At 65.0% G+C, this 18,845-nt stretch carries 17 protein-coding genes and 1 pseudogene; 8 read left to right on the top strand and 10 right to left on the bottom strand.

What is annotated here, in order from left to right; translation table 11 throughout:
- Positions 1–328 precede the first annotated feature (328 nt).
- From HV675_RS00875 to HV675_RS00865, 3 genes are all read right to left on the bottom strand, one after another.
- Positions 329–1,786 carry a mechanosensitive ion channel family protein gene (locus HV675_RS00875; RefSeq protein ID WP_175108842.1) on the bottom strand — a complete coding sequence of 486 codons (1,458 nt, stop codon included), beginning with the start codon at positions 1,784–1,786 and terminating at the stop codon, positions 329–331.
- Positions 1,787–2,079: 293 nt separating this feature from the next.
- Positions 2,080–2,487 carry an FKBP-type peptidyl-prolyl cis-trans isomerase gene (locus HV675_RS00870; RefSeq protein WP_175108841.1) on the bottom strand — a complete coding sequence of 136 codons (408 nt, stop codon included), beginning with the start codon at positions 2,485–2,487 and terminating at the stop codon, positions 2,080–2,082.
- Between the two features lie 170 nt (positions 2,488–2,657).
- Positions 2,658–4,052 carry an FAD-dependent oxidoreductase gene (locus HV675_RS00865; RefSeq protein ID WP_175108840.1) on the bottom strand — a complete coding sequence of 465 codons (1,395 nt, stop codon included), beginning with the start codon at positions 4,050–4,052 and terminating at the stop codon, positions 2,658–2,660.
- Positions 4,053–4,313: 261 nt separating this feature from the next.
- Between HV675_RS00865 and HV675_RS00860 the strand changes: the two genes are divergently transcribed.
- Positions 4,314–4,556 carry a hypothetical protein gene (locus HV675_RS00860; protein WP_175108839.1) on the top strand — a complete coding sequence of 81 codons (243 nt, stop codon included), beginning with the start codon at positions 4,314–4,316 and terminating at the stop codon, positions 4,554–4,556.
- A 191-nt stretch (positions 4,557–4,747) separates the two neighbouring features.
- Here HV675_RS00860 and HV675_RS00855 read toward each other — a convergent pair whose 3' ends face one another.
- Positions 4,748–5,737, bottom strand: coding sequence for a LysR family transcriptional regulator (locus HV675_RS00855; RefSeq protein ID WP_175108838.1), 990 nt, complete (start codon positions 5,735–5,737; stop codon positions 4,748–4,750).
- Between the two features lie 93 nt (positions 5,738–5,830).
- On the opposite strand from HV675_RS00855, the gene HV675_RS00850 reads away from it, so the two are divergent.
- From HV675_RS00850 to HV675_RS00835, 4 genes are all read left to right on the top strand, one after another.
- A complete protein-coding gene (locus tag HV675_RS00850; RefSeq protein WP_175108837.1) occupies positions 5,831–6,145 on the top strand; it encodes an NIPSNAP family protein in 315 nt (104 codons plus the stop codon).
- 28 nt (positions 6,146–6,173) lie between these two features.
- Positions 6,174–7,160 (top strand): D-2-hydroxyacid dehydrogenase family protein, encoded by a 987-nt coding sequence (locus tag HV675_RS00845; RefSeq protein ID WP_175108836.1) that lies wholly within the window; start codon positions 6,174–6,176, stop codon positions 7,158–7,160.
- 201 nt (positions 7,161–7,361) lie between these two features.
- A complete protein-coding gene (locus HV675_RS00840; protein ID WP_175108835.1) occupies positions 7,362–8,678 on the top strand; it encodes an MFS transporter in 1,317 nt (438 codons plus the stop codon).
- Positions 8,679–8,912: 234 nt separating this feature from the next.
- On the top strand, positions 8,913–9,308 hold the full coding sequence (locus tag HV675_RS00835; protein ID WP_175108834.1) for a hypothetical protein: 396 nt from the start codon (positions 8,913–8,915) through the stop codon (positions 9,306–9,308).
- Between the two features lie 54 nt (positions 9,309–9,362).
- Here the strand turns inward: HV675_RS00835 and HV675_RS00830 are convergent, their stop codons facing one another.
- Positions 9,363–9,791 carry an ester cyclase gene (locus tag HV675_RS00830; protein WP_175108833.1) on the bottom strand — a complete coding sequence of 143 codons (429 nt, stop codon included), beginning with the start codon at positions 9,789–9,791 and terminating at the stop codon, positions 9,363–9,365.
- 38 nt (positions 9,792–9,829) lie between these two features.
- A complete protein-coding gene (locus HV675_RS00825; protein ID WP_246270034.1) occupies positions 9,830–10,126 on the bottom strand; it encodes a DUF4148 domain-containing protein in 297 nt (98 codons plus the stop codon).
- Between the two features lie 238 nt (positions 10,127–10,364).
- Here HV675_RS00825 and HV675_RS00820 point away from each other — a divergent pair, with 238 nt between their 5' ends.
- Both HV675_RS00820 and HV675_RS00815 read left to right on the top strand, forming a co-directional pair.
- Positions 10,365–11,405 (top strand): LysR family transcriptional regulator, encoded by a 1,041-nt coding sequence (locus HV675_RS00820; RefSeq protein ID WP_246270033.1) that lies wholly within the window; start codon positions 10,365–10,367, stop codon positions 11,403–11,405.
- A gap of 318 nt (positions 11,406–11,723) precedes the next feature.
- Positions 11,724–12,458: a FadR/GntR family transcriptional regulator gene (locus tag HV675_RS00815; RefSeq protein ID WP_175108832.1), complete on the top strand. Its 735-nt coding sequence runs from the start codon at positions 11,724–11,726 to the stop codon at positions 12,456–12,458.
- Between the two features lie 92 nt (positions 12,459–12,550).
- On the opposite strand, the gene glcF is transcribed toward HV675_RS00815, so the two are convergent.
- Genes glcF through glcD form a run of 3 tightly spaced genes read right to left on the bottom strand, consistent with a single transcriptional unit; the run spans position 12,551 to position 16,362 of the window.
- Positions 12,551–13,777, bottom strand: a complete 1,227-nt coding sequence (glcF, locus tag HV675_RS00810) for a glycolate oxidase subunit GlcF (RefSeq protein WP_175108831.1) — start codon at positions 13,775–13,777, stop codon at positions 12,551–12,553.
- 18 nt (positions 13,778–13,795) lie between these two features.
- Entirely contained in the window at positions 13,796–14,863 is a 1,068-nt protein-coding gene (glcE, locus tag HV675_RS00805; protein ID WP_175108830.1) for a glycolate oxidase subunit GlcE, read from the bottom strand.
- On the bottom strand, positions 14,863–16,362 hold the full coding sequence (gene glcD / locus HV675_RS00800; protein ID WP_175108829.1) for a glycolate oxidase subunit GlcD: 1,500 nt from the start codon (positions 16,360–16,362) through the stop codon (positions 14,863–14,865). The genes glcE and glcD overlap by 1 nt, the downstream gene beginning before the upstream one ends.
- A 443-nt stretch (positions 16,363–16,805) precedes the next feature.
- Here glcD and HV675_RS32725 point away from each other — a divergent pair, with 443 nt between their 5' ends.
- The gene (locus HV675_RS32725) at positions 16,806–18,371 is read left to right on the top strand and encodes a methyl-accepting chemotaxis protein (protein WP_175108828.1); all 1,566 of its coding nucleotides are present in this window, start codon (positions 16,806–16,808) and stop codon (positions 18,369–18,371) included.
- A 73-nt stretch (positions 18,372–18,444) separates the two neighbouring features.
- Here HV675_RS32725 and HV675_RS00790 read toward each other — a convergent pair.
- A pseudogene (locus HV675_RS00790) lies at positions 18,445–18,828 on the bottom strand (HTD2 family dehydratase); the annotation flags it as partial.
- Between the last annotated feature and the right edge of the window lie 17 nt (positions 18,829–18,845).

The raw sequence follows: 18,845 nt of genomic DNA, 5'->3' as shown, positions 1-18,845 counted from the left end.
CCGGCGCGCGCCGCGACGCGAGCGCTGCGCAAGTGTGCGAAGTGTGCGAAGTGTGTAGGAAAGATGTATGCAATTCGATCCCTGATCTGCCATAGCGCGAGTTCTGTCTTCAACCAATCGGACAGGGCGCCAAGCAAGTCTCAGATAGATTGCCCCCGGCTCCGGTCACTTGTCGAGAACACGCGTAAAACCGTGCTTATTCCTCTCGTATATCATTCACGGCCAATGCGCGTATTGCGTCAGAACAGTTCGGATAGCGAATCGAATGAAACCGTTAGAATCCGGCAGCGGCTAACGCAAGCCAGCAGCGGCCAAGCCAACATCGCGCTTAAAACGTGAGATCGTGCAGCTTGCGCATGCCGTCGAGCAGCCACTGGAACACACCCTGCTCGGTATGCTCGGCCGGCGCCGCCGACGATGAAATCCGGCTCAGCGTGTCTTGCCGCCGCGACAGCAACTCGCACATCTGCTTCGCGACTTCGGGGTTGCGCTTGAGCAGCGGCGTCAGATCATCCTTCTTCAACCGGTAGACGATCACCCGGCTCGACGCGGTGACCTTCACGCGCACCGGCAGCCCCGCGAGCAAACCCTGCTCGCCCATTGTATCGCCGGGACCGAGCCGCGACACTTCGATGGTTCCGCCCGCCTCGTCCATGGTCACGCTCAGAATGCCGGACTCGATGATCGTCAGATGCTCGGGCACCGTCTCCTTCGTCACCAGCACGTCGCCTTCTTCGTATTCCTTGCGCTGCAGCAGCGGCGCGAGATCGCGCAGTTCTTCGCGGGTCAGCGTCGAGAACAGGTCGACGCGCCGCAGCAACGCCTCGCGCGGATCGTCGACCATCGACGGCGCGGCCGGCACGCTGAGCGGCCGCAGTTCGACGCCCGCGGCCGCCAGATGCCGGTAGCACAGATCGAACAGCTCGTTGGTGACCGACGTCTTCTTGCCCATGTCATCGACATAGCCGATCACCTCGTACAGCACCGAATTCACCGTGCTGTGCTTCGCGCTCACATACGGCGCGGGGTCCGCCATCAGCGCGGTGACGCTTGCCACGGCGCGCTCGAGCGCGCCGATCACGGTCGCCGGGCGTTCCTGCGGCGAGATTTCGAGGCTGACCTTCACGCCGTGCAGCGCGCCCGGGCGGCTGTTATTGGTGATTTTCGTCTTGGCGGCCACCGCGTTCGGCACGATCACGACATTGCCCTGCGACGTCAGCAAGTGCGTTGCGCGCCAGTTCATCTCGACGACCCGGCCTTCGACGTCGTCCACTGACACCCAGTCGCCGATCTGATACGGCTCGGTCGTATTGAGCACGATGCCCGCGAACACATCGCTCAGCGTGCTTTGAATCGCGAGGCCGAGCACGATGGCGAGGGCGCCGGAAGTCGCGACCAGACCGCGGATCGGCAGTTCGAGCACGAAACCGAGCGACGCGACCACCGCGGCGAGAAACACCAGCGCGCCGAAGACGTCCTGAAAGAGCCGCTGACGGCGCCACGCGCGCGGCAGCAGCAGCGTGTCCAGCGCCTGACCGAGCAAGCGCGCGCCGAACAGCCACCAGATGATTTCGAGCACCTGGCCGGCCACGTGCTGCGGCATCGACCCGTAGTCGGGCGCTTGCGAAAACGGACTCAGCCCGGAACTGAACAGCACGTAGCTGAGCGCCGCGAACAGCACGAGGCGTGCAACCAGACGCGGTACTTCCTGTTGCGGCAGACGGAAACGCCATACCGCGAGGTCGGCCACGCAGATCACATAGCCGATGATCAAAGGATGGTCCAAGGCGCCTCCATGCGAAGTCGTGAGGATGACGCCGGCCGCGGCTCTCAGGCCGGCTGGGCGGCAGGCTGCCGCGCCGGCGCGCGACCGCTCACAGTATCACGCAATGGGCCTTTTTTGCCGCATGCCCCGGCGCACGCCGGGTGGCTCGACAGGCAACGCAGGCGGCCGTCCCGCGCCGGATCAGCCGCATGCGCGTCGCGTTGCACGGCGCGCATGCGGCTGGGGTACGGGACGACGGATAGGGAGCGGGAAAAAAAGAGAAGCGTGAGAAAAGCGGAACGGAAAACCGCCGCTTATTTGACGATGCCGAGCAGTTCGACTTCGAACACCAGGTCGCTGTTCGCCGGAATCATACCGACGGCGCGCGGACCATACGCGGTCGCGGCCGGGCACGTGAGCTTCGCCTTCTCGCCGACTTTCATCGTCGCGACGCCCTGCGTCCAGCACGGAATCACGCGGCCGAGCGGGAATTCCGCCGGACCGCCATGTTTGGCGGAACTGTCGAACTCGGTGCCGTCCTTCAGCGTGCCGCGGTAATTGACGCGCACGACGTCGGCCGCGGTCGGCTGCGCGCCGGTGCCCGGCGACACATGTTCGACGACCACGCCCGACGGCAGCTTCTCGGTCGCCGGCGCAGCGCACGCGCTGCCGGCAGCGGTGGCGAAAATGGCGGCGGTCAATGCAAACGATGCAAATTTCATCTGATTCTCCTCGTGATTGGCCGGCGTATTGTATCGAATCGGGTCCGGCCGGTTAATTGCACGCGGAGCTTGCCTGCGCTGGATGAAGCGCTGATGAACAAAGTTGGGTACAACTGGCGCGACGGCTGCCGGCCGCATTCCGGTCGGCAGCGCCGTCACCCTGTGACGGGTCAGGCGCGCGCCGGCACGTTGCCGAGCAGCGCCCCGAGCCCTTCCGCGTAGGTCAGATGCGTGATCACCGCGTCGCGCAGCTTCGGATACGGCAGTTGCGCGAGCATCGCCGTCTGCATGGCCGTCATCACCTCGCCCGACTCGGCGCCAAGCATCGTGAAGCCGACGATCCGGTCGTCGTTCGCGTTGACCAGCACTTTCATGAAGCCGAGCGTCTCGTCGGTCGCTTCGCCGCGCAGCACGTTGTTCATCGGCAGCTTCGCGACCCGCACCGGAATCTGCAGGCGCCGCGCTTCCCGTTCGTTCAGGCCCACGTGTGCGAGCGGCGGATCGGTGAACATGCAGTACGGCACGAGCCGGTCCTGCGTGCTGCGCTCGCCGCCCGTCATGTTGTCGCGCACAATCCGGAAGTCGTCGACCGACACGTGCGTGAAGTGAGGGCTGCCCGCGCATTCGCCGATCGCCCAGATGTCCGGCGCGCCCGTTTGCAACCGCTCGTTGACGCGCACGTAGCCGCGCTCGTCCAGTTCGACGCCGGTATGCTCGAGACCGATGCCCGCGGTATTCGGAATGCGGCCGGTTGCGACCAGCAGATGACTGCCGTCAACCGTCTGCTCCTTGCCGTCGATGCGCACCGTCACGCGCACCTCTTTGCCGGACCGCCCCGCCACCTTCGAGGTTTGCGCGCCGAGCAGCAAGTCGATGCCTTCGCCGCGCAGCACGCTCTGCACGGCTTCGGCCATGTCCGGATCTTCGCGATGCATCAGGTGCGGGTTGTGATCGACGATGCTCACGCGGCTGCCGAAACGCCGCAACGCCTGCGCCATTTCGACGCCGATATAACCGCCGCCGAGCACGATCAGATGGTCCGGCGCCGCATCCAGTTCGAGTGCTTCGATATGCGTAAGCGGCTGCGCGTGCGCGAGTCCGGCGATGTCCGGTATCGCCGCATGCGAGCCGACGTTGATCACCACCCGGCCGCCGCTGAGCGTGCGCGTGCCGCCATCATTGAGCGCGACGTCGATCGTCTTCGGCGCGACGAACCGGCCGGTGCCCATGATCAGCTCCGCGCCGCTCGATCGATACGCGTGCAGATGCGCGGCGACTTCCCGCGCGACCATGTCGCGCTTGCGCTGCCGAACCTTCGCGAGGTCCGTTCTCACCGCGCCCGTGATCGTGCCGAAGTCCGCCGCATGATGCGCGAGATGCGCCACCCGCGCGCTCCATATTTCGTTCTTGCTCGGCAGGCATGCGACCGCGGGGCACGCACCGCCGACCCATTGACGCTCGACCACCGCCACACGCTGCCCCGTGCGGCCGAGATGCCACGCGAGCAGCTTGCCACCCTGACCGCTGCCGAGAATCAGCGTGTCGAATCGTTCCGGTTTGGACATTCCCTCATCTCCGTCGTGACTGGATGAAATAGCCCGTGCGAATTCACAACGGGCAACTCATTGTCATGACCGGATCGCGCGCGCGTTCCGCAAAACGCGCGAGTTTTGCCGGATTGCACCTTTCGGGTTCCTGCATTGGGCATCGCGTCCCCTCACTCTGCCCTCATTGAGCGGCACTACGCTAGTCAGTATCCGGGGTCGGCGCCGTGCTGCGCCGGACCGATGATTCGGACGCATCGACGTCGCATTCAGGAGTGGAAAATGAGCTTTACCCCTTCTCTTTCATTGTTCATTGGACTCGGAGTCATGGCCGGCGCCGTATCGACCCTGATCGCAATCGCGTTCCACCGGATCGATACATGGCTTGCACAACGCTCGTGCGACAAGGCGCTCGCCGCACGTCGCGCGCGTCAGGCAGGCGAAGCACAGCACGCATGGGAGAAGCGCAACGACCGCTATCGCGCGATGGCGATGGGACTCGCCGCGACGAAGATCGCGGACTGACGTGAACGTCATTCCGGTGAACGCGCGATCCGTGCGCGGTTTTTCACGCATTTCCCGCGTCGACGCGTCATGCGTTCGTCGCGTTGCCGCGGCGTTTCGGTACGCTCGATAATCTGCTGCTGCAGTGCGGACCATCGCGTGCGTTGCCCGGTCATCCATGCCGGCCGGCGCATCGTGCCGCTGCATCTTGCTCAGGCCGACCCGCGCGGCGCGTCATTCGCGAGCGACGCATCCACGCGCACGCCCGGAAAACGCGCGAGCTGCGGCACCGCGGCGCGCACGTACTCGAGCATCGCCTGCGCGGCCGGCGATAGCGATTTGCCCTGGCGGCGCAGCACCCCGACCGTACGCGTCACCACCGGCCGCGACAGCAGGCGCAGCCGCAACCGGTCGAGCGGCGCGCGCTGCGCCGCGAGCGCGGACATGATCGACACGCCGACGCCGCGCGCGACGAGCGTTTCGATCGTCGACGTATTCGACACGCGATAACGCGGCTCGCGCACTTCGACGCTCAGGCCCGCGGTGCGGCTCAACTGGTGCTGCATGCCGAGGTCGGAACTGAAGCCGATGATCCGGTAGCCCGCCACGTCCTGCCACGACAGCTCGCCGTCGCTTCGCGCGAGCGCATGGTGAGACGCGAATACGACGCCGAAACTGTCCTCGAACAGCGGCTCGAATACGAGCTCGGGGTCGTGCTCCCACGGGCTGCAAATGCCGAAGTCGACATCGCCGCTGATAATGCGCTGCTGCACCGCTTCCGAATTGTCTTCGCGCAGATAGACGTCGATGTTCGGGTACGCATCGATATAAACCGCGACCGCCTCCGGCAACAGCAACGCCATCACCGACGGCACCGCCGCCACGCCGACTTTGCCGCGCTCGCGCTTGCCGAGCGCGCGCATCGTGCGGATCGACGAATCGAAATCCTGCAATAGCCTTTCAGCGGACGGCAAAAATTCGTGGCCGGCCTGCGTCAGATCGAGACGCCGCGTCGAGCGGTCGAACAGCGTGACGCCGAGATCGTCCTCGAGATGCTGGATCGTGAGGCTCAGCGCCGATTGCGTGACGAACAGCGATTCCGCCGCGCGCGTCAGGCTTCGATGCAGCGCGACCGCGACGAATGCACGGATATGCCGGATCGAAAGGCGTTTGGAAGGAAAATTGAGGTTTTTGTCATTCATCGATTCTGCTCGTGAATCAAGCGATTTTAATCGATTGTATTACCCCTTCGGGCACCACTAGACTCGCCGCATGATTGATGAAAGGAGACACGGATGTTGGTGGATTTGCGCCGCTACACGATCGTACCGGGCCAATTGAAGGCCTATCTGGGCCTGTACGAGAAGTACGGCTTGCCGGTGCAGCGCCGGCACGTGGGCGACCCGCTCGGCTACTTCATCTCCGAAGTGGGCACCTTGAACCAGGTCGTGCACCTGTGGGGCTATGAAAGCTTCGAAGACCGCCAGCGCCGCCGCGCGGCGATGGAAGCGGACCCCGACTGGACCGAATACAAGAAGATGACCGCGCAAGGCTTTATCGAGCGCCAGGAAAACCAGCTGGTGATGTCGGCGCCGTGGTCGAAGATCTGAGCCGGCCGACAGGAGACCCAACCCGATCATGAAAGTCATTATTTCCGACGACTACCAGGACTGCGTGCGCACGCTCGATTGCTATGCGAAGCTCGCAGGCCAGTTCGACGTCGAGATTCATCACGACACGCTGCAATCGGTCGATGCGCTGACGTCGCGCTTTGCCGATGCCGACGCATTGCTGCTGATTCGCGAACGCACGCCGGTCACGGCCGAACTGCTCGCGCGCCTGCCGAAGCTCAGGTTCATCAGCCAGACCGGCCGCGCGGCGAATCACGTGGATCTGGCCGCCTGCACCGCGCGCGGCATACCGGTGTCCGCGGAAGGGTCGGCCACGACCGCCGCCGCCGAGTTGACCTGGGCGCTCGTGATGGCCTCGATGCGCAAGGTGCATGTCGAAGCGAACCGGCTGAAAGCGGGCCTATGGCAGGGACATCTCGGCATCGGGCTCAAGGGCCGCACGCTCGGCATCGCCGGATACGGCAAGATCGGCAGCGTGGTCGGCGGCTACGGTCGCGCATTCGGCATGCGCGTGGTCGCACTCGACGACCATGAAAGCTCGCGCGCGGCGGCGCTTGCCGACGGCGTTGAAAGCGAAAGCGACCGTCAGAAGTTTTTCGCGCAGGCCGATGTGGTGTGCTGCCATCTGCGGCTGCTGCCGGCCACGCGCGGCTCGATCACGCTGCAGGACCTGTCGGCGATGAAACCCACTGCGCTCTTCGTGAACACGAGCCGCAGCGAAGTGATCGCGCCGGGCGCGCTAGAAACGGCCCTCAGCGCACGCCGGCCGGGCTTCGCCGCCGTGGACGTCTATGATCACGAGCCGATTTACCGTGCGGACCATCCGCTGCTGGCGCTCGACAACGTGCTCGCGACGCCGCATATCGGCTATGTCGAGAAGGACACGTACGAGCACTACTTCGGCATTGCGATCGACCAGTTGCTCGCATGGCGCGCGGGAACGCCGATCAACGTGCTCAATCCGCAAGCGGTGAGCGGCGCGGCGGCGCGTTAAAGGGACATAAGCGGCCCGTCACGGCGCAGGTTGTGCGTCGCGATGGCCTCGCTTGCGCACCGCTCGCTGCACGCATTGCCTGATTGCGCTACAAACCCGGAATCGCGCGGCCCGCAGAGAGGCCGCGTATACACAGCATCGAACCGGCGTCGCGGCTCAAGCTCCGCTCCGGTCAACTCGCTGCATATATAGGAGACGACGTTGGACCACACTCTCGAAGCATCGACGATCAGCCGCGTCTACCGGCGCCTCGTGCCCCTGCTGTTCGTGCTGCTCATCATCAACTACATGGACCGCGTGAATGTCGGCTTCGCCGCGTTGCGCATGAACCATGAACTCGGCTTTAGCGCGTCGGTGTTCGGCCTTGGCGCCGGCATCTTCTTTATCGGCTATGCGCTGTTCGAAGTGCCAAGCAATATCGCGCTGCATAAATTCGGCGCACGGATGTGGATTTCGCGAATCATGATCACATGGGGGCTCGTCTCTGCCGGGCTGGCATTCGTGCATTCGCAAACTTCGTTCTACGTGCTGCGCTTTCTGCTCGGCGTGGCCGAAGCGGGGTTCATTCCGGGCGTCGTCGCGTATCTCGCGTTCTGGTTTCCGGTGCGCTACCGGTCGCGCGCGAACGCCGGCGTGATCATGGCCACCGCGGTCGCATCGGCGATCGGCTCGCCGCTCTCCGGCATCCTGATGCATGCGCTCGACGGCGTGCACGGCTACTCCGGCTGGCGCTGGATGCTGCTGCTCGAAGCCGCGCCCGCGGTCGTTCTCGGCTTTTTCGTGCTGTTCTGGCTGACCGACCGTCCGCAACGCGCGACGTGGCTGCGCGACGATCAACGCGCGTGGCTCATCGGCGAACTGGAAGCCGAGGCCTCGAAGCTCACGAAGACCGCGAGCCTGCCGTTCATCAAGATTGCCGTGATGCCGCGCGTATGGAGCCTGTCGGCGCTGTTCGTCTGCTTCCTCACCGCGTTCTACGGCGTGCTGTTGTGGCTGCCGCAAATCGTAAAGAACATGGGCTCGCTGTCGGACCTGCAGGTCGGCTTTGTGAGCGCGCTGCCGTTCTGCTGCGCGGCCGTGTCGATGTACCTCGTCGCGCGCCATTCGGACCGCGTCGGCGAACGGCGCATGCATATCGCGATCTGCATGACGATCGGCGGTCTCGCGCTGCTCGCCTGCGCGTTCGTGTCGCAACCGCTGATCGGGCTCGTGCTGCTGTGCGTGGCGGCAGCCGGCATCTGGGGCTGCCTCGCGGTATTCTGGACGCTCACCGGCGAATTCCTGACCGGCGCGGCCGCTGCGATCGGCATTGCGCTGATCAACACGATCGGGCAATTCGGCGGGCTGCTCGGACCGTGGCTGGTCGGCATCATCAAGGACTTCACCGGGCACTTCGGCGCGGCGCTGATCGCGCTCGCGGTGGCCGCGTTCCTGGCGGCGCTGATCGCATTCCTGCTGCCTGAGCGCAAGGTGGTGAGGGAACGCAAGGCGCTGCCGGAATCAAGCGCGTTGCAGTAACGCGAGGAGCGCCGTGCGCGAAACGATTTTCGTGCGCGCCCTTGCGCAGTGTGCCGCCGCCCGCGTTGGACGACGGGATCAGGCGGCGCACGAATGCGTCGCGCCTCGCGGGCAGCGCGCAAACGATGCTGGAATATGCGAAGCTTGCGGCTGTTCGACGCGGCGCGCGGCAAGTTAGCCTGCTACGCTTCGCCGCGCTGTTGCACTGCTCGCACGCAAGCCCTTTACCCTCCGATGACCGCACCTACCCTGCTCGATTTCGCCGCGCTGACCGAACTCGCGACGCGCTCCGAAGCCGTATCCGTCGACTGCGCATGCCACGCGACGCCCACCGACGGCTGGCAAACGCTGCCGCTGTCGATGCCCGAAGCGCAATTGCGCGACGCCGGCACGCTGGCCGAGCACTCGCCCGACGACGCGACGTTTGCTGAATATCATCCGCACGGCACGCGCTACTGGTCGGCCGATGCGCCGATCGCACCGCGCTATTTTCCGTATAACCGCTGCACCGTGGTCGAATGCACGGTGTGCGGTCGATGCTATTTGCGCTACGTTGAAGGCGGCGGGTATTTTGTCGATCAGCGGATACGTCAGTTGAAGGCGTCTTCGCTGATGGATGCGCCATTGTGAGCGGGGACGCGCGCGTCCGCGTGTCTCGTCGACCCACCGGCCAGCCGGCCCGGATCACACAGCGACTACGCTGAACTTCTCCATATTCCGCTCCACCTCCAGCGCGCTGCGCTCCATCCAGTTGTGCTGCAGCAACCCGTCTTCCCGCACCTGAAACACCGCGGTGCCGGTCATATCGATCGGCGCGCCGTCCGGCTCGAAACCAATCAAACCGCGGTTCTTGCCGGTCACTCGCCAGCGCGTGATCACACGGTCGCCGGACGCGCTCTGAAACATCTCGATCACGTGAAACTCGAAGTCGTCGATACTCTCGAGAAAGGCCGAGACCCACGCCATTAATGCATCGCGCGAGCCGATCGTCACACCGCCGGTCGTGATCGAAAAATCTTCGGCGACCAGCTGGTCGATCGCATCCGGATGGCGAGCCTGCCACAACCGCTGCCAGAAGTGCTCGACAATCCGGACGGAATTGCGCGTGTTCATGTGTCTCCTCCACTACGGCAAATGGGCGAAACCCTGGCTTACTTCGCGCCGCTGCTGGCCCCCGCACCGGCCGCCGTCGATCCCCCCACGCCCGGCCCATACGAGCTGGCCGCTGCCGTTTGGCCCTGCCGCGCCGCTACCCGCGCCTCAGCAGCCTGAATCTGAACCGGGTATGAAGTTTCGCTATCGCCGTGATAACCCACAGCACGCAGTTGCGCCAGTTCCGCGCGCACTTGCGCACGCGTGAGCGCCGAATGTTGCTGGGCAAACGTCACAGCCGGTACAGCCAGCGCGGAAGCAACCACGGATGCCGTCAAAACTTGTCGCATGTTCATGATGATTTCCTCTCATAGAGTTTGCTCGACGATCAATGCGCCTTCGCATTTCGTCGTTGGACTGAGTGTAGTCATCGCGCACCCGCCGTTTAAGGGTAAATACCGGCAAGGACTCTTTACACACATTGCAGTAATCGCCGTCATCCATGGTCTGTGTTCGCCCCATTCTTGACAATAGTGTCCAACTATGTCAGCATGCGTTCGACGTGGCAAAAGCAGGTCACGGGTGGAGTCTGCGATGGTTGACATGATTCACAGCATGCGCACATTCGTGCGTGTCGTCGAAGCGGGCACGTTTACGGCCGTCGCAAAAGAAACCGGCGTGACCACCGCGCAGGTATCGCGTGCGGTTTCGCTGCTCGAAGATGAGCTGCAGACGCTGTTGCTTCATCGCACCACGCGCCATCTGTCGGTAACCGAGGCAGGCGCGAAATACTTCGAACGCGCCAAACTGATTCTCGCGGAGCTGGACAACGCGAACGTCGAAGCCCGCAATGCGATGTCGCATGCGCAAGGGCGCATTCGCGTGCATGCATCGCCGGAGCTCGCACGCGGTGCGGTCACGGCGGCGCTGCTCGCCTATCAGGCCGCGCATCCAGACGTGTCGATCGATCTCGACATCGAACAGCGCATGCCGAACCTCGTTGAAGACGGCTACGACATGGCGCTCGTCAGCTCGTGGCAATTGTCCGACTCGGCTTATATCGCGCAAACGCTCGGCACCAGTCACGGGTTGCTGGTCGCGTCGCCTGAATACCTCGACACGCACGGCATGCCCGCCAGCGCCGCAGACCTCGCGCAGCATACGTTGCTGCGTCTGTCGAGCCCGATCGCACCGGCTGACGAATGGCACCTCGAAGGCGCCGGCGGCTCGACACTCGTCACCGTCAAATATTCGCCGTTCCAGACGAGTTCGCCGGACGCATTGCGCGTCGCGCTGTTGTCCGGCGCCGGCATCGGCATGATGTGCGCGTATAACGTACTCGACGATTTGCGCAGCGGCGCGCTCGTGCGCGTGCTGCCGCAACAGCGGCTGCGGCCGTTCAACATCTATGCGCTTTATGTGTCGCGCCGCTATCTGGATGCGAAAACGCGTACGCTCGTGGACTTTCTGCGTCAGCGGCTGACGCCCGCGCTTGCGCAATTCGAACAGGACGTCGAATCGCTCGCGCAGCACGATATTGCGCAATCCGGCCGCCGCTACGCGGCGCTGGCCGACGGATCGGCAGATCTGCCGGCGCCGCAACCATCGGCTGCGTCCGTACAGACCGTTCACTGATTCGTTCACAGAGCGTTCGAACCGGTTCATCGGCGGCCGGGTCCATCGGCCCGGCGCACGACTGCCCCGACCGCCCGGCTTGCGCGGCAGCCACTCCGCGCTTTCCTCTGCGCCCTTTCCTCACACGTGTCGGCCGCAATTGACCGGATTCCGGTTACTGGCTACAGTTCCCCGTGAAAAATGACCGCGCTTTCGCTGTTTCCGCGCGCGCGGTCGATCAATCGTCGCCGGCGTACGCTGCCTTCATGGGCCCCGGGGCCCGAAGGCCCGCTGCCGCGCCGGCACATAAACCGCATGCACCGAGGGAGCACCTTGCCGATGTCCTACTCGCCAATCGTTCCGCCACCACGCTTTCGGCTCTCCGACGCGGTCTGCGACCAGCTCGAGCAGTTGATCGTCGACGGAACGCTGCGGGCGGGCGAATCGCTGCCGTCCGAGCGCGATCTGGCACAGAAGCTCAATGTCTCGCGGCCGTCGCTGCGCGAAGCGCTCTTGCGTCTGGAGGGCAGCAAGCTGATTCAGGCGAAGTCAGGTGGCGGCTATGTCGTCGCGAATTCCACCGCGCCGCTGATCGCGGACCCGCTCGCGCATTTGATGGCGCGCCATCGCAAGGCGGCCGGCGATATTCTCGAAATGCGCGAAGGGCTCGAAGCGGTCGCCGTCGAACTCGCGGCGGTGCGCGCCACCAAGACCGACATCCAGAACATCAAGGAAGCGCTCGCCGAACTGGAAGCGGCGTTCAGCAAGGATCATCCGTACGACATCGCCGATGGCGGCACCACGCTGCCGCAGCTCGATGCGGCATTCCATCTGCGGATTGCGGATGCGACGCACAATCTCGTGCTCGTGCATGTGATGCACGGCATCCACAACCTCGTGCAGAAGTCGATCGAAGAGACCTACGCGACCTTCAAGAAACGCAACGCGGACCTGTTCTATCTGGTGCAGCAACACCGCACGATCTACGAAGCGATCCGCAAGCACGACCCCGCTGCGGCGCGCAGCGCGTTAGGCACGCACCTCGAATTCATTCGCGAAAACGCGTCGCGGTAGACGAACAGGCGTGAACAGGCGCGAATACATCTGAAGACAAACGGATACGCGCACGCCGGCGCACACCGCCGCTCGCGCATCCCACCGCGTACTCACGCTGGCGCCAACGCCTCTTCGACGAGTTCGATCCAGTGGCGCACCGGCGTCCTGCCCGCACCGCCCAGATGCGTCTGACACCCGATATTCGCGGTCGCGATCATGTCCGGCTTGCCGCTTTCGAGCGCATCGAGCTTGTTGTCGCGCAACTGCTTCGACAATTCCGGCTGGGTAAACGAATACGTGCCCGCGGAGCCGCAGCACAGATGCGCATCGGGCACCGCGGTCAGTTCGAAGCCAAGGCGCTGCAGCACCCCCTCCACCGCGCCGCCGAGCTTCTGCGCATGCTGCAGCGTGCACGGGCAGTGAAACGCGAGACGGCGCTGGGCCTCGGTGGTGCGCAACGTGTCGAGGTTTTCGGCGGCCAGCACTTCGACCAGATCGCGCGTGAGCTCGCTGACGCGCGCCGCCTTCCGCGCGTAGTGCGGGTCGTCGCGCAGCAGATGTCCGTACTCCTTGACGAATGCGCCGCACCCGCTCGCAGTCTGGATGATCGCCTCGGCGCCCGCTTCGATCGCCGGCCACCAGGCGTCGATATTGCGGCGCGCGCGGGCAAGGCCCGCCTGCTGCGCGTTCAGGTGGTAGTCGGTCGCCCCGCAACACTCCGCCCGCGGCGCATGGTCGATGCTGATACCGAGCTTGTCGAGCACCCGCGCGGTCGCGGCATTGGTGTTCGGCGACAGCGACGGCTGCACGCAGCCTTCGAGCATCAGCATGCGGCGCGCATGGCGCCGCGTCGGCCGCGCCTTTGCGGCAATCTGCTGCGTCGGAATCTTTTCGCCGAGCGCTTTCGGCAGCATCGGCCGCACCGCGCGGCCCGCCTTCAGCAGCGTATTGAACACACCAGGACGCGGAATCACGTGGCGCAGGCCCGCGCGCAGCGCGCGCTCGCGCAGCGGCCGCTCGATGCGGCTTTCGAGCTCCGCGCGGCCGATGTCGAGCAGCGAGTGATAGCGCACGCCCGACGGGCAGGTCGTTTCGCAGTTGCGGCACGTGAGGCACCGGTCGAGATGCTGCTGCGTTTTCTCCGTCGCGGCTTCGCCTTCGAGCAATTGCTTGATCAGATAGATGCGTCCGCGCGGTCCGTCCAGTTCGTTGCCGAGAATCTGATAAGTCGGACACGTCGCGTTACAGAAGCCGCAATGCACGCATGAGCGCAGGATTTCATCGGCTTCCTCGGCACGCGGCAAGCTGCGTGCGCGATCGGAAAGGTTCGTCTGCATGCTGTCCCTCGAATGGGCTCACAGTTCGGCGTACATCCGCCCCGGGTTGAAAATGCCGTGCGGATCCAGCTTCTGCTTCAGCTGTTTGTGAAAGCGCAGCAGCGGTGCGGGCAGCGGATGAAACGGTTCGACGCCCGCCGCGGGCGTAAAGCACGTCGCATGTCCGCCGGCCGATTCGGCGATGCGCCGGATGCTCGACGCGGGCGCATTGCTTTTCAACCAGCGCTGCGCGCCGCCCCAGTCGAGCGCCACGTCGCCGGGCAACGCTTCGACGCCCACGCCGTTCGGCACGGAAAGACGCCACAGGCATTCGGGACCGTTGAAAAACGGCAGGCGCCGCTCACGCAGCGCGATCCAGAACGCCGGATCGATCTCGTCGCCGCCGATGCGCTGCGCCGCGGACTGCACCGACGCCGTGCCGCCTTCGAGCCGCACATGCAGCGCGTCGCCGAGATGACACGCGCCGCTCACCGGCAACCCCGCGCGGCGCCATTCGACGATGCGCTCAAGCGCATCCGCCGCGCTCATGCCGATGCGCAGACTGTGATGCGCGCGCGGTTTGGGCAGCACCTTCAGCGACACTTCGGCAAGCACGCCGAGACAGCCGAAACTGCCGGCCATCAGACGCGACAGATCGTAACCGGCGACGTTCTTCATGACCTCGCCGCCGAAACGCACATACTTGCCTTCGCTTGTGATCAGCCGGCAGCCGAGCACGAAGTCGCGCAGCGCGCCGACCCACGGACGGCGCGGCCCGGACAGGCCGCTCGCGACCGCGCCGCCGACCGTCGCGGCGCCGCCGAAGTCGGGCGGCTCGCAAGGCAGCATCTGGCCGGCTTCGTCGAGCACCGCGTTCAGCTGCGCGACCGGCGTACCCGCGCGCACCGTGATGACGAGTTCGGTCGGGTCATAGGTCACCACACCGCTATGACTGCGCATATCGAGCGCTTCGCCTTCGACGGGCCGGCCGAGCGACGCCTTGCTGTCGCCGCCGTGAATGCGCAGCGGCACGCGCCGCTCAGCGGCTGCGCGCACCGCGTCGATCAGCCGGATGCTGTCGTCGATGGATTCGGAATCGCGGCGCATCAGAAACGCTCCAGTTCGGGAAAGGGCAATGCGCCCTGATGCACGTGCATTGCGCCGAACTCCGCACAGCGATGCAGCGTCGGAACGCCCTTGCCCGGGTTCAGCAGTCCCTTTTCGTCGAACGCGGCCTTCACCGCGTGAAACACCGTCAGTTCATCGCTGCTGAATTGCGAGCACATCTGGTTAATCTTTTCGCGGCCGACGCCATGCTCGCCGGTAATGCTGCCGCCCACTTCGACGCACAACTCGAGAATGCGCCCGCCGAGCGCTTCGGCCCGGTCCATTTCGCCGGGCACGTTCGCATCGAAGAGGATCAGCGGGTGCATATTGCCGTCGCCCGCATGAAACACGTTCGCGACCCGCAAGCCATATTCGACCGACAGATCGCCGATGCCTTTGAGCACGCGCGGCAGCTCGCGGCGCGGAATCGTGCCGTCCATGCAGTAGTAGTCCGGAGAGATGCGGCCGACCGCCGGAAACGCGTTCTTGCGGCCCGCCCAGAAACGCTGGCGCTGCGCTTCGTTCTGCGCGAGGCGTACGTCGGTGGCGCCGGATTCGCGCAGAATCGCATCGACGCAGGCAATCTCCTCGTCGACGTCGGACTCCGCGCCATCGAGCTCGCACAGCAGGATCGCTTCCGCGTCCACCGGGTAGCCGGCCTTGATAAAGTCTTCGGCCGCGCGAATCGACAGGTTGTCCATCATTTCGAGGCCACCCGGAATCACGCCCGCGCCGATGATCTTCGCCACCGCGCCGCCTGCCCGCTCGACGTCGTCGAAGCTCGCGAGCAGGACTTTCGCGCTCTGCGGCTTCGTGAGCAGCTTGACCGTCACTTCGGTGACGACGCCCAGCATGCCTTCCGATCCGGTGAAGAGCGCGAGCAGATCGAAGCCCGGGCTGTCGAGCGCTTCGGAGCCGAGCGTGAGCCGTTCGCCGTCGATCGTGACGATGTCGATGCGCAGGATGTTGTGCACGGTCAGGCCGTACTTCAGACAATGCACGCCGCCCGAGTTTTCCGCGACGTTGCCGCCGATCGAGCAGGCGATCTGCGACGACGGGTCCGGTGCGTAGTACAGGCCGTAAGGCGCCGCGGCATGCGAGATCGCCAGATTGCGCACGCCCGGTTGCACACGCGCGATACCGGCATCCGCGTCGATTTCGACAATCTTGTTGAAGCGGGCCATCACGAGCAGGATGCCCTTTTCGAGCGGCATCGCGCCGCCGGAGAGCCCGGTGCCCGCGCCGCGCGCGACCACCGGAATACGCCGCGCGTGCGCGAACTTCAGCAGCGCCTGCACCTGCTCGACACGCTCGGGCAGCACAACCAGCATCGGCGCCGTGCGATACGCGGACAGCCCATCGCATTCGAATGGGCGCACTTCCTCGCGCGAGTGCAGCAATTGCAGGTCCGGCAGCAGTTGCTGCAGTTCCGCCACGACCGCGTCGCGGTCATGCGACGCGAGCACGCCGTCGAGCTGCTCGTCGTACTGATAACTCATCACCTCTCCTTCGGCCCGGCAGGCGAACCGCCGTGCGCCGCGGACGCGCCGCATCGGCTGCGCTTTTCTTTCATGCGCAATACACCCGCGCCCGCTACCGCACGGACCGCGCCGTTTGGTCTACTGGTCGACCACCCGACCGATTGCCTATGCTAGAGGTGCGTCATTCCCCCGCATACCAGTAGAAACCCTGGCATCGCCCGGCCCGCTCGCCCTCCGCGCTGCCCGCCGGCGGCGTTACACGACTGTCAAGATTCCGTTACACAGCTGTCAAGATTCGGCGGTTCGAGGCCGTTATATAGCGTTGGTCGGGTATGCGGCCCAATGTCGCCGTCGGCGACATGAACGGCGGCGGCGCGCACGGCGGCTGCCCGTTTACCCGTCATCCCCGGTCTCGCGCCCCGCGCGGACCGATCCAGTCATCGATTTCTGGAATAAAAACAATGAGCTTGAAGAATTTCCCGGTACGCACCGGGTTTATCGGCGTACTCGCGCTGTTCGGCGCATTGATCCTGATCATCGGCGCGCTCGGCGTCGTTTCGCTGCAGCAGAACAATGCCGCTTCCGCAAAGATCAGCGTGCAGGACACCGAGGTAAAAGGCCTGAAAGACGTGTACCTCGACACGCTGCAGGCGCGCAGCGCGACCGCGCGCGCATATATCGCGCTGCTGTCCAACGGCGACGACGAAAGCAAGGAAGAACAGGAGGCGCTCGCTGCGGGGGCCGGCTTTTTCGACCTCGCGAAGAAAGACTACGCGGCGTTCGCCGCGGTGCCGAAGTGGAGCGACGCGAGCAGCGCGGCGGCCGACCGTGTCGGCGACACCTTCAAGGCGCATGCGGCCGCGCTCGACAAGCTGTTTGCCGCACTGCGCGCCGGCGACCTGAAAGGATACGCAACCGTCAACGAGCATGAGATGACCGACACGAGCGCCGCGTTCGGCCGCGCCACCGACGATTTCTTCAAACTGGTCCAGGCGGACTCGGCGGCGATCCGCGCGGCCAAGGCGCGCGGCTACCAGACCATGGTGTACACGGTGAGCGGCGCGCTGGTTGCCGCCGCCGCACTGATCGTGCTCGTCTATCACCTGCTGAACCGCGCACTGGTGCAGCCGCTCACGGTCGCCGTCGACGAATTGACGCGCGTTGCGCAAGGCGATCTGACCGGGCCGATCTCGCACGAGTCGCGCAATGAAATCGGCCGCCTGTTCGCCGCGATGAAGACGATGCAGACGAACCTCACCGGCATCGTCAGCGCGGTGCGCCAGGGCACGCATTCGATCGAAACCGGCGTGCACGAACTCGCGAGCGGCCATACCGACCTGTCGTCGCGCACGGAAGAACAGGCGGCGTCGCTGCAAACCACCGCGTCGAGCATGGAGCAGCTGACCGCCGCCGTGCGTCACAACACCGACAATGCGCAGCAGGCGAGCCGGCTGGCGATCGGCGCATCCGACACGGCGACGCGCGGCGGCGAAGCGGTGAGCCAGGTCACCGAGACGATGCAGAAGATTGCGCAGAGCTCGGACAAGATCGTCGACATCATCTCGGTGATCGAAGGCATTGCGTTCCAGACGAATATTCTCGCGTTGAACGCGGCCGTCGAAGCCGCACGGGCCGGCGAAAACGGCCGCGGCTTCGCGGTGGTCGCATCGGAAGTGCGCAGCCTCGCGCAGCGCAGCGCGACCGCCGCGAAGGAAATCAAGGCGCTGATTCACGGCGCGGCGCAGGACGTGAGCGCCGGCAATACCGAGGTCGAACGCGCGGCGACCACGATGGCCGACGTGGTGCGCTCGGTCAAGCAGGTCACCGATATCATCAGCGAGATCGCCGCCGCGTCGCAGGAGCAGAGCGCGGGCATCGGCCAGGTCGGCCAGAGCGTGTCGCAGATGGATCTCGTCACGCAGCAGAATGCGGCGCTCGTCGAACAGGCCGCCGCCGCCACCGCGTCGCTGGAAGGCCAGACGCAGCGGTTGTCGGAGGCGGTGTCGGTGTTTCGCGTGCGTGGTTGAATGGGTGGAATCGCATACGCCGGCGCGCGTCGATACAGGATTGGACAAGCGGAATAACGAGGCCGCCGCACACTCACGCCAGTTGCGCGGTCGCGCGCATCGTCAGATAGCCTTCGTGGTCTTTCGCCCAGAGCGCGACCGTCTGGCCGTCGGCGGACGGCATGCCGCATACGGTAAACGGCCGGTTCGCGAAGGTCGGACGCTGCGCGCGAAATTCGAAGCGCCGCACGACCGCTTGCGGCGCTTCGCGATGCACGAGGTCGATCAGAAATGTCGCGATCAGCGGCCCATGCACGATCAGGTCCGGATACCCCTCCACCTGCGTCACGTACGGGTAATCGTAGTGGATCCGATGGCCGTTGAAGGTCAGTGCCGAGTAGCGGAACAGCATCACCGGGTCCGGATGAATCTCGCGGCGCCAGCGTTCGCCGGACGGCGCCCGCTGCGTGGCCGGTGCGCGTCGCCACTGTCACG

Origin of the sequence: Paraburkholderia solisilvae (assembly GCF_902859875.1) — a bacterium.
GTDB classification, from domain to species: Bacteria; Pseudomonadota; Gammaproteobacteria; order Burkholderiales; family Burkholderiaceae; genus Paraburkholderia; species Paraburkholderia solisilvae.
Note: the sequence above shows the minus strand (reverse complement) of the source record. Positions and strands in the feature narration are given on the sequence as shown.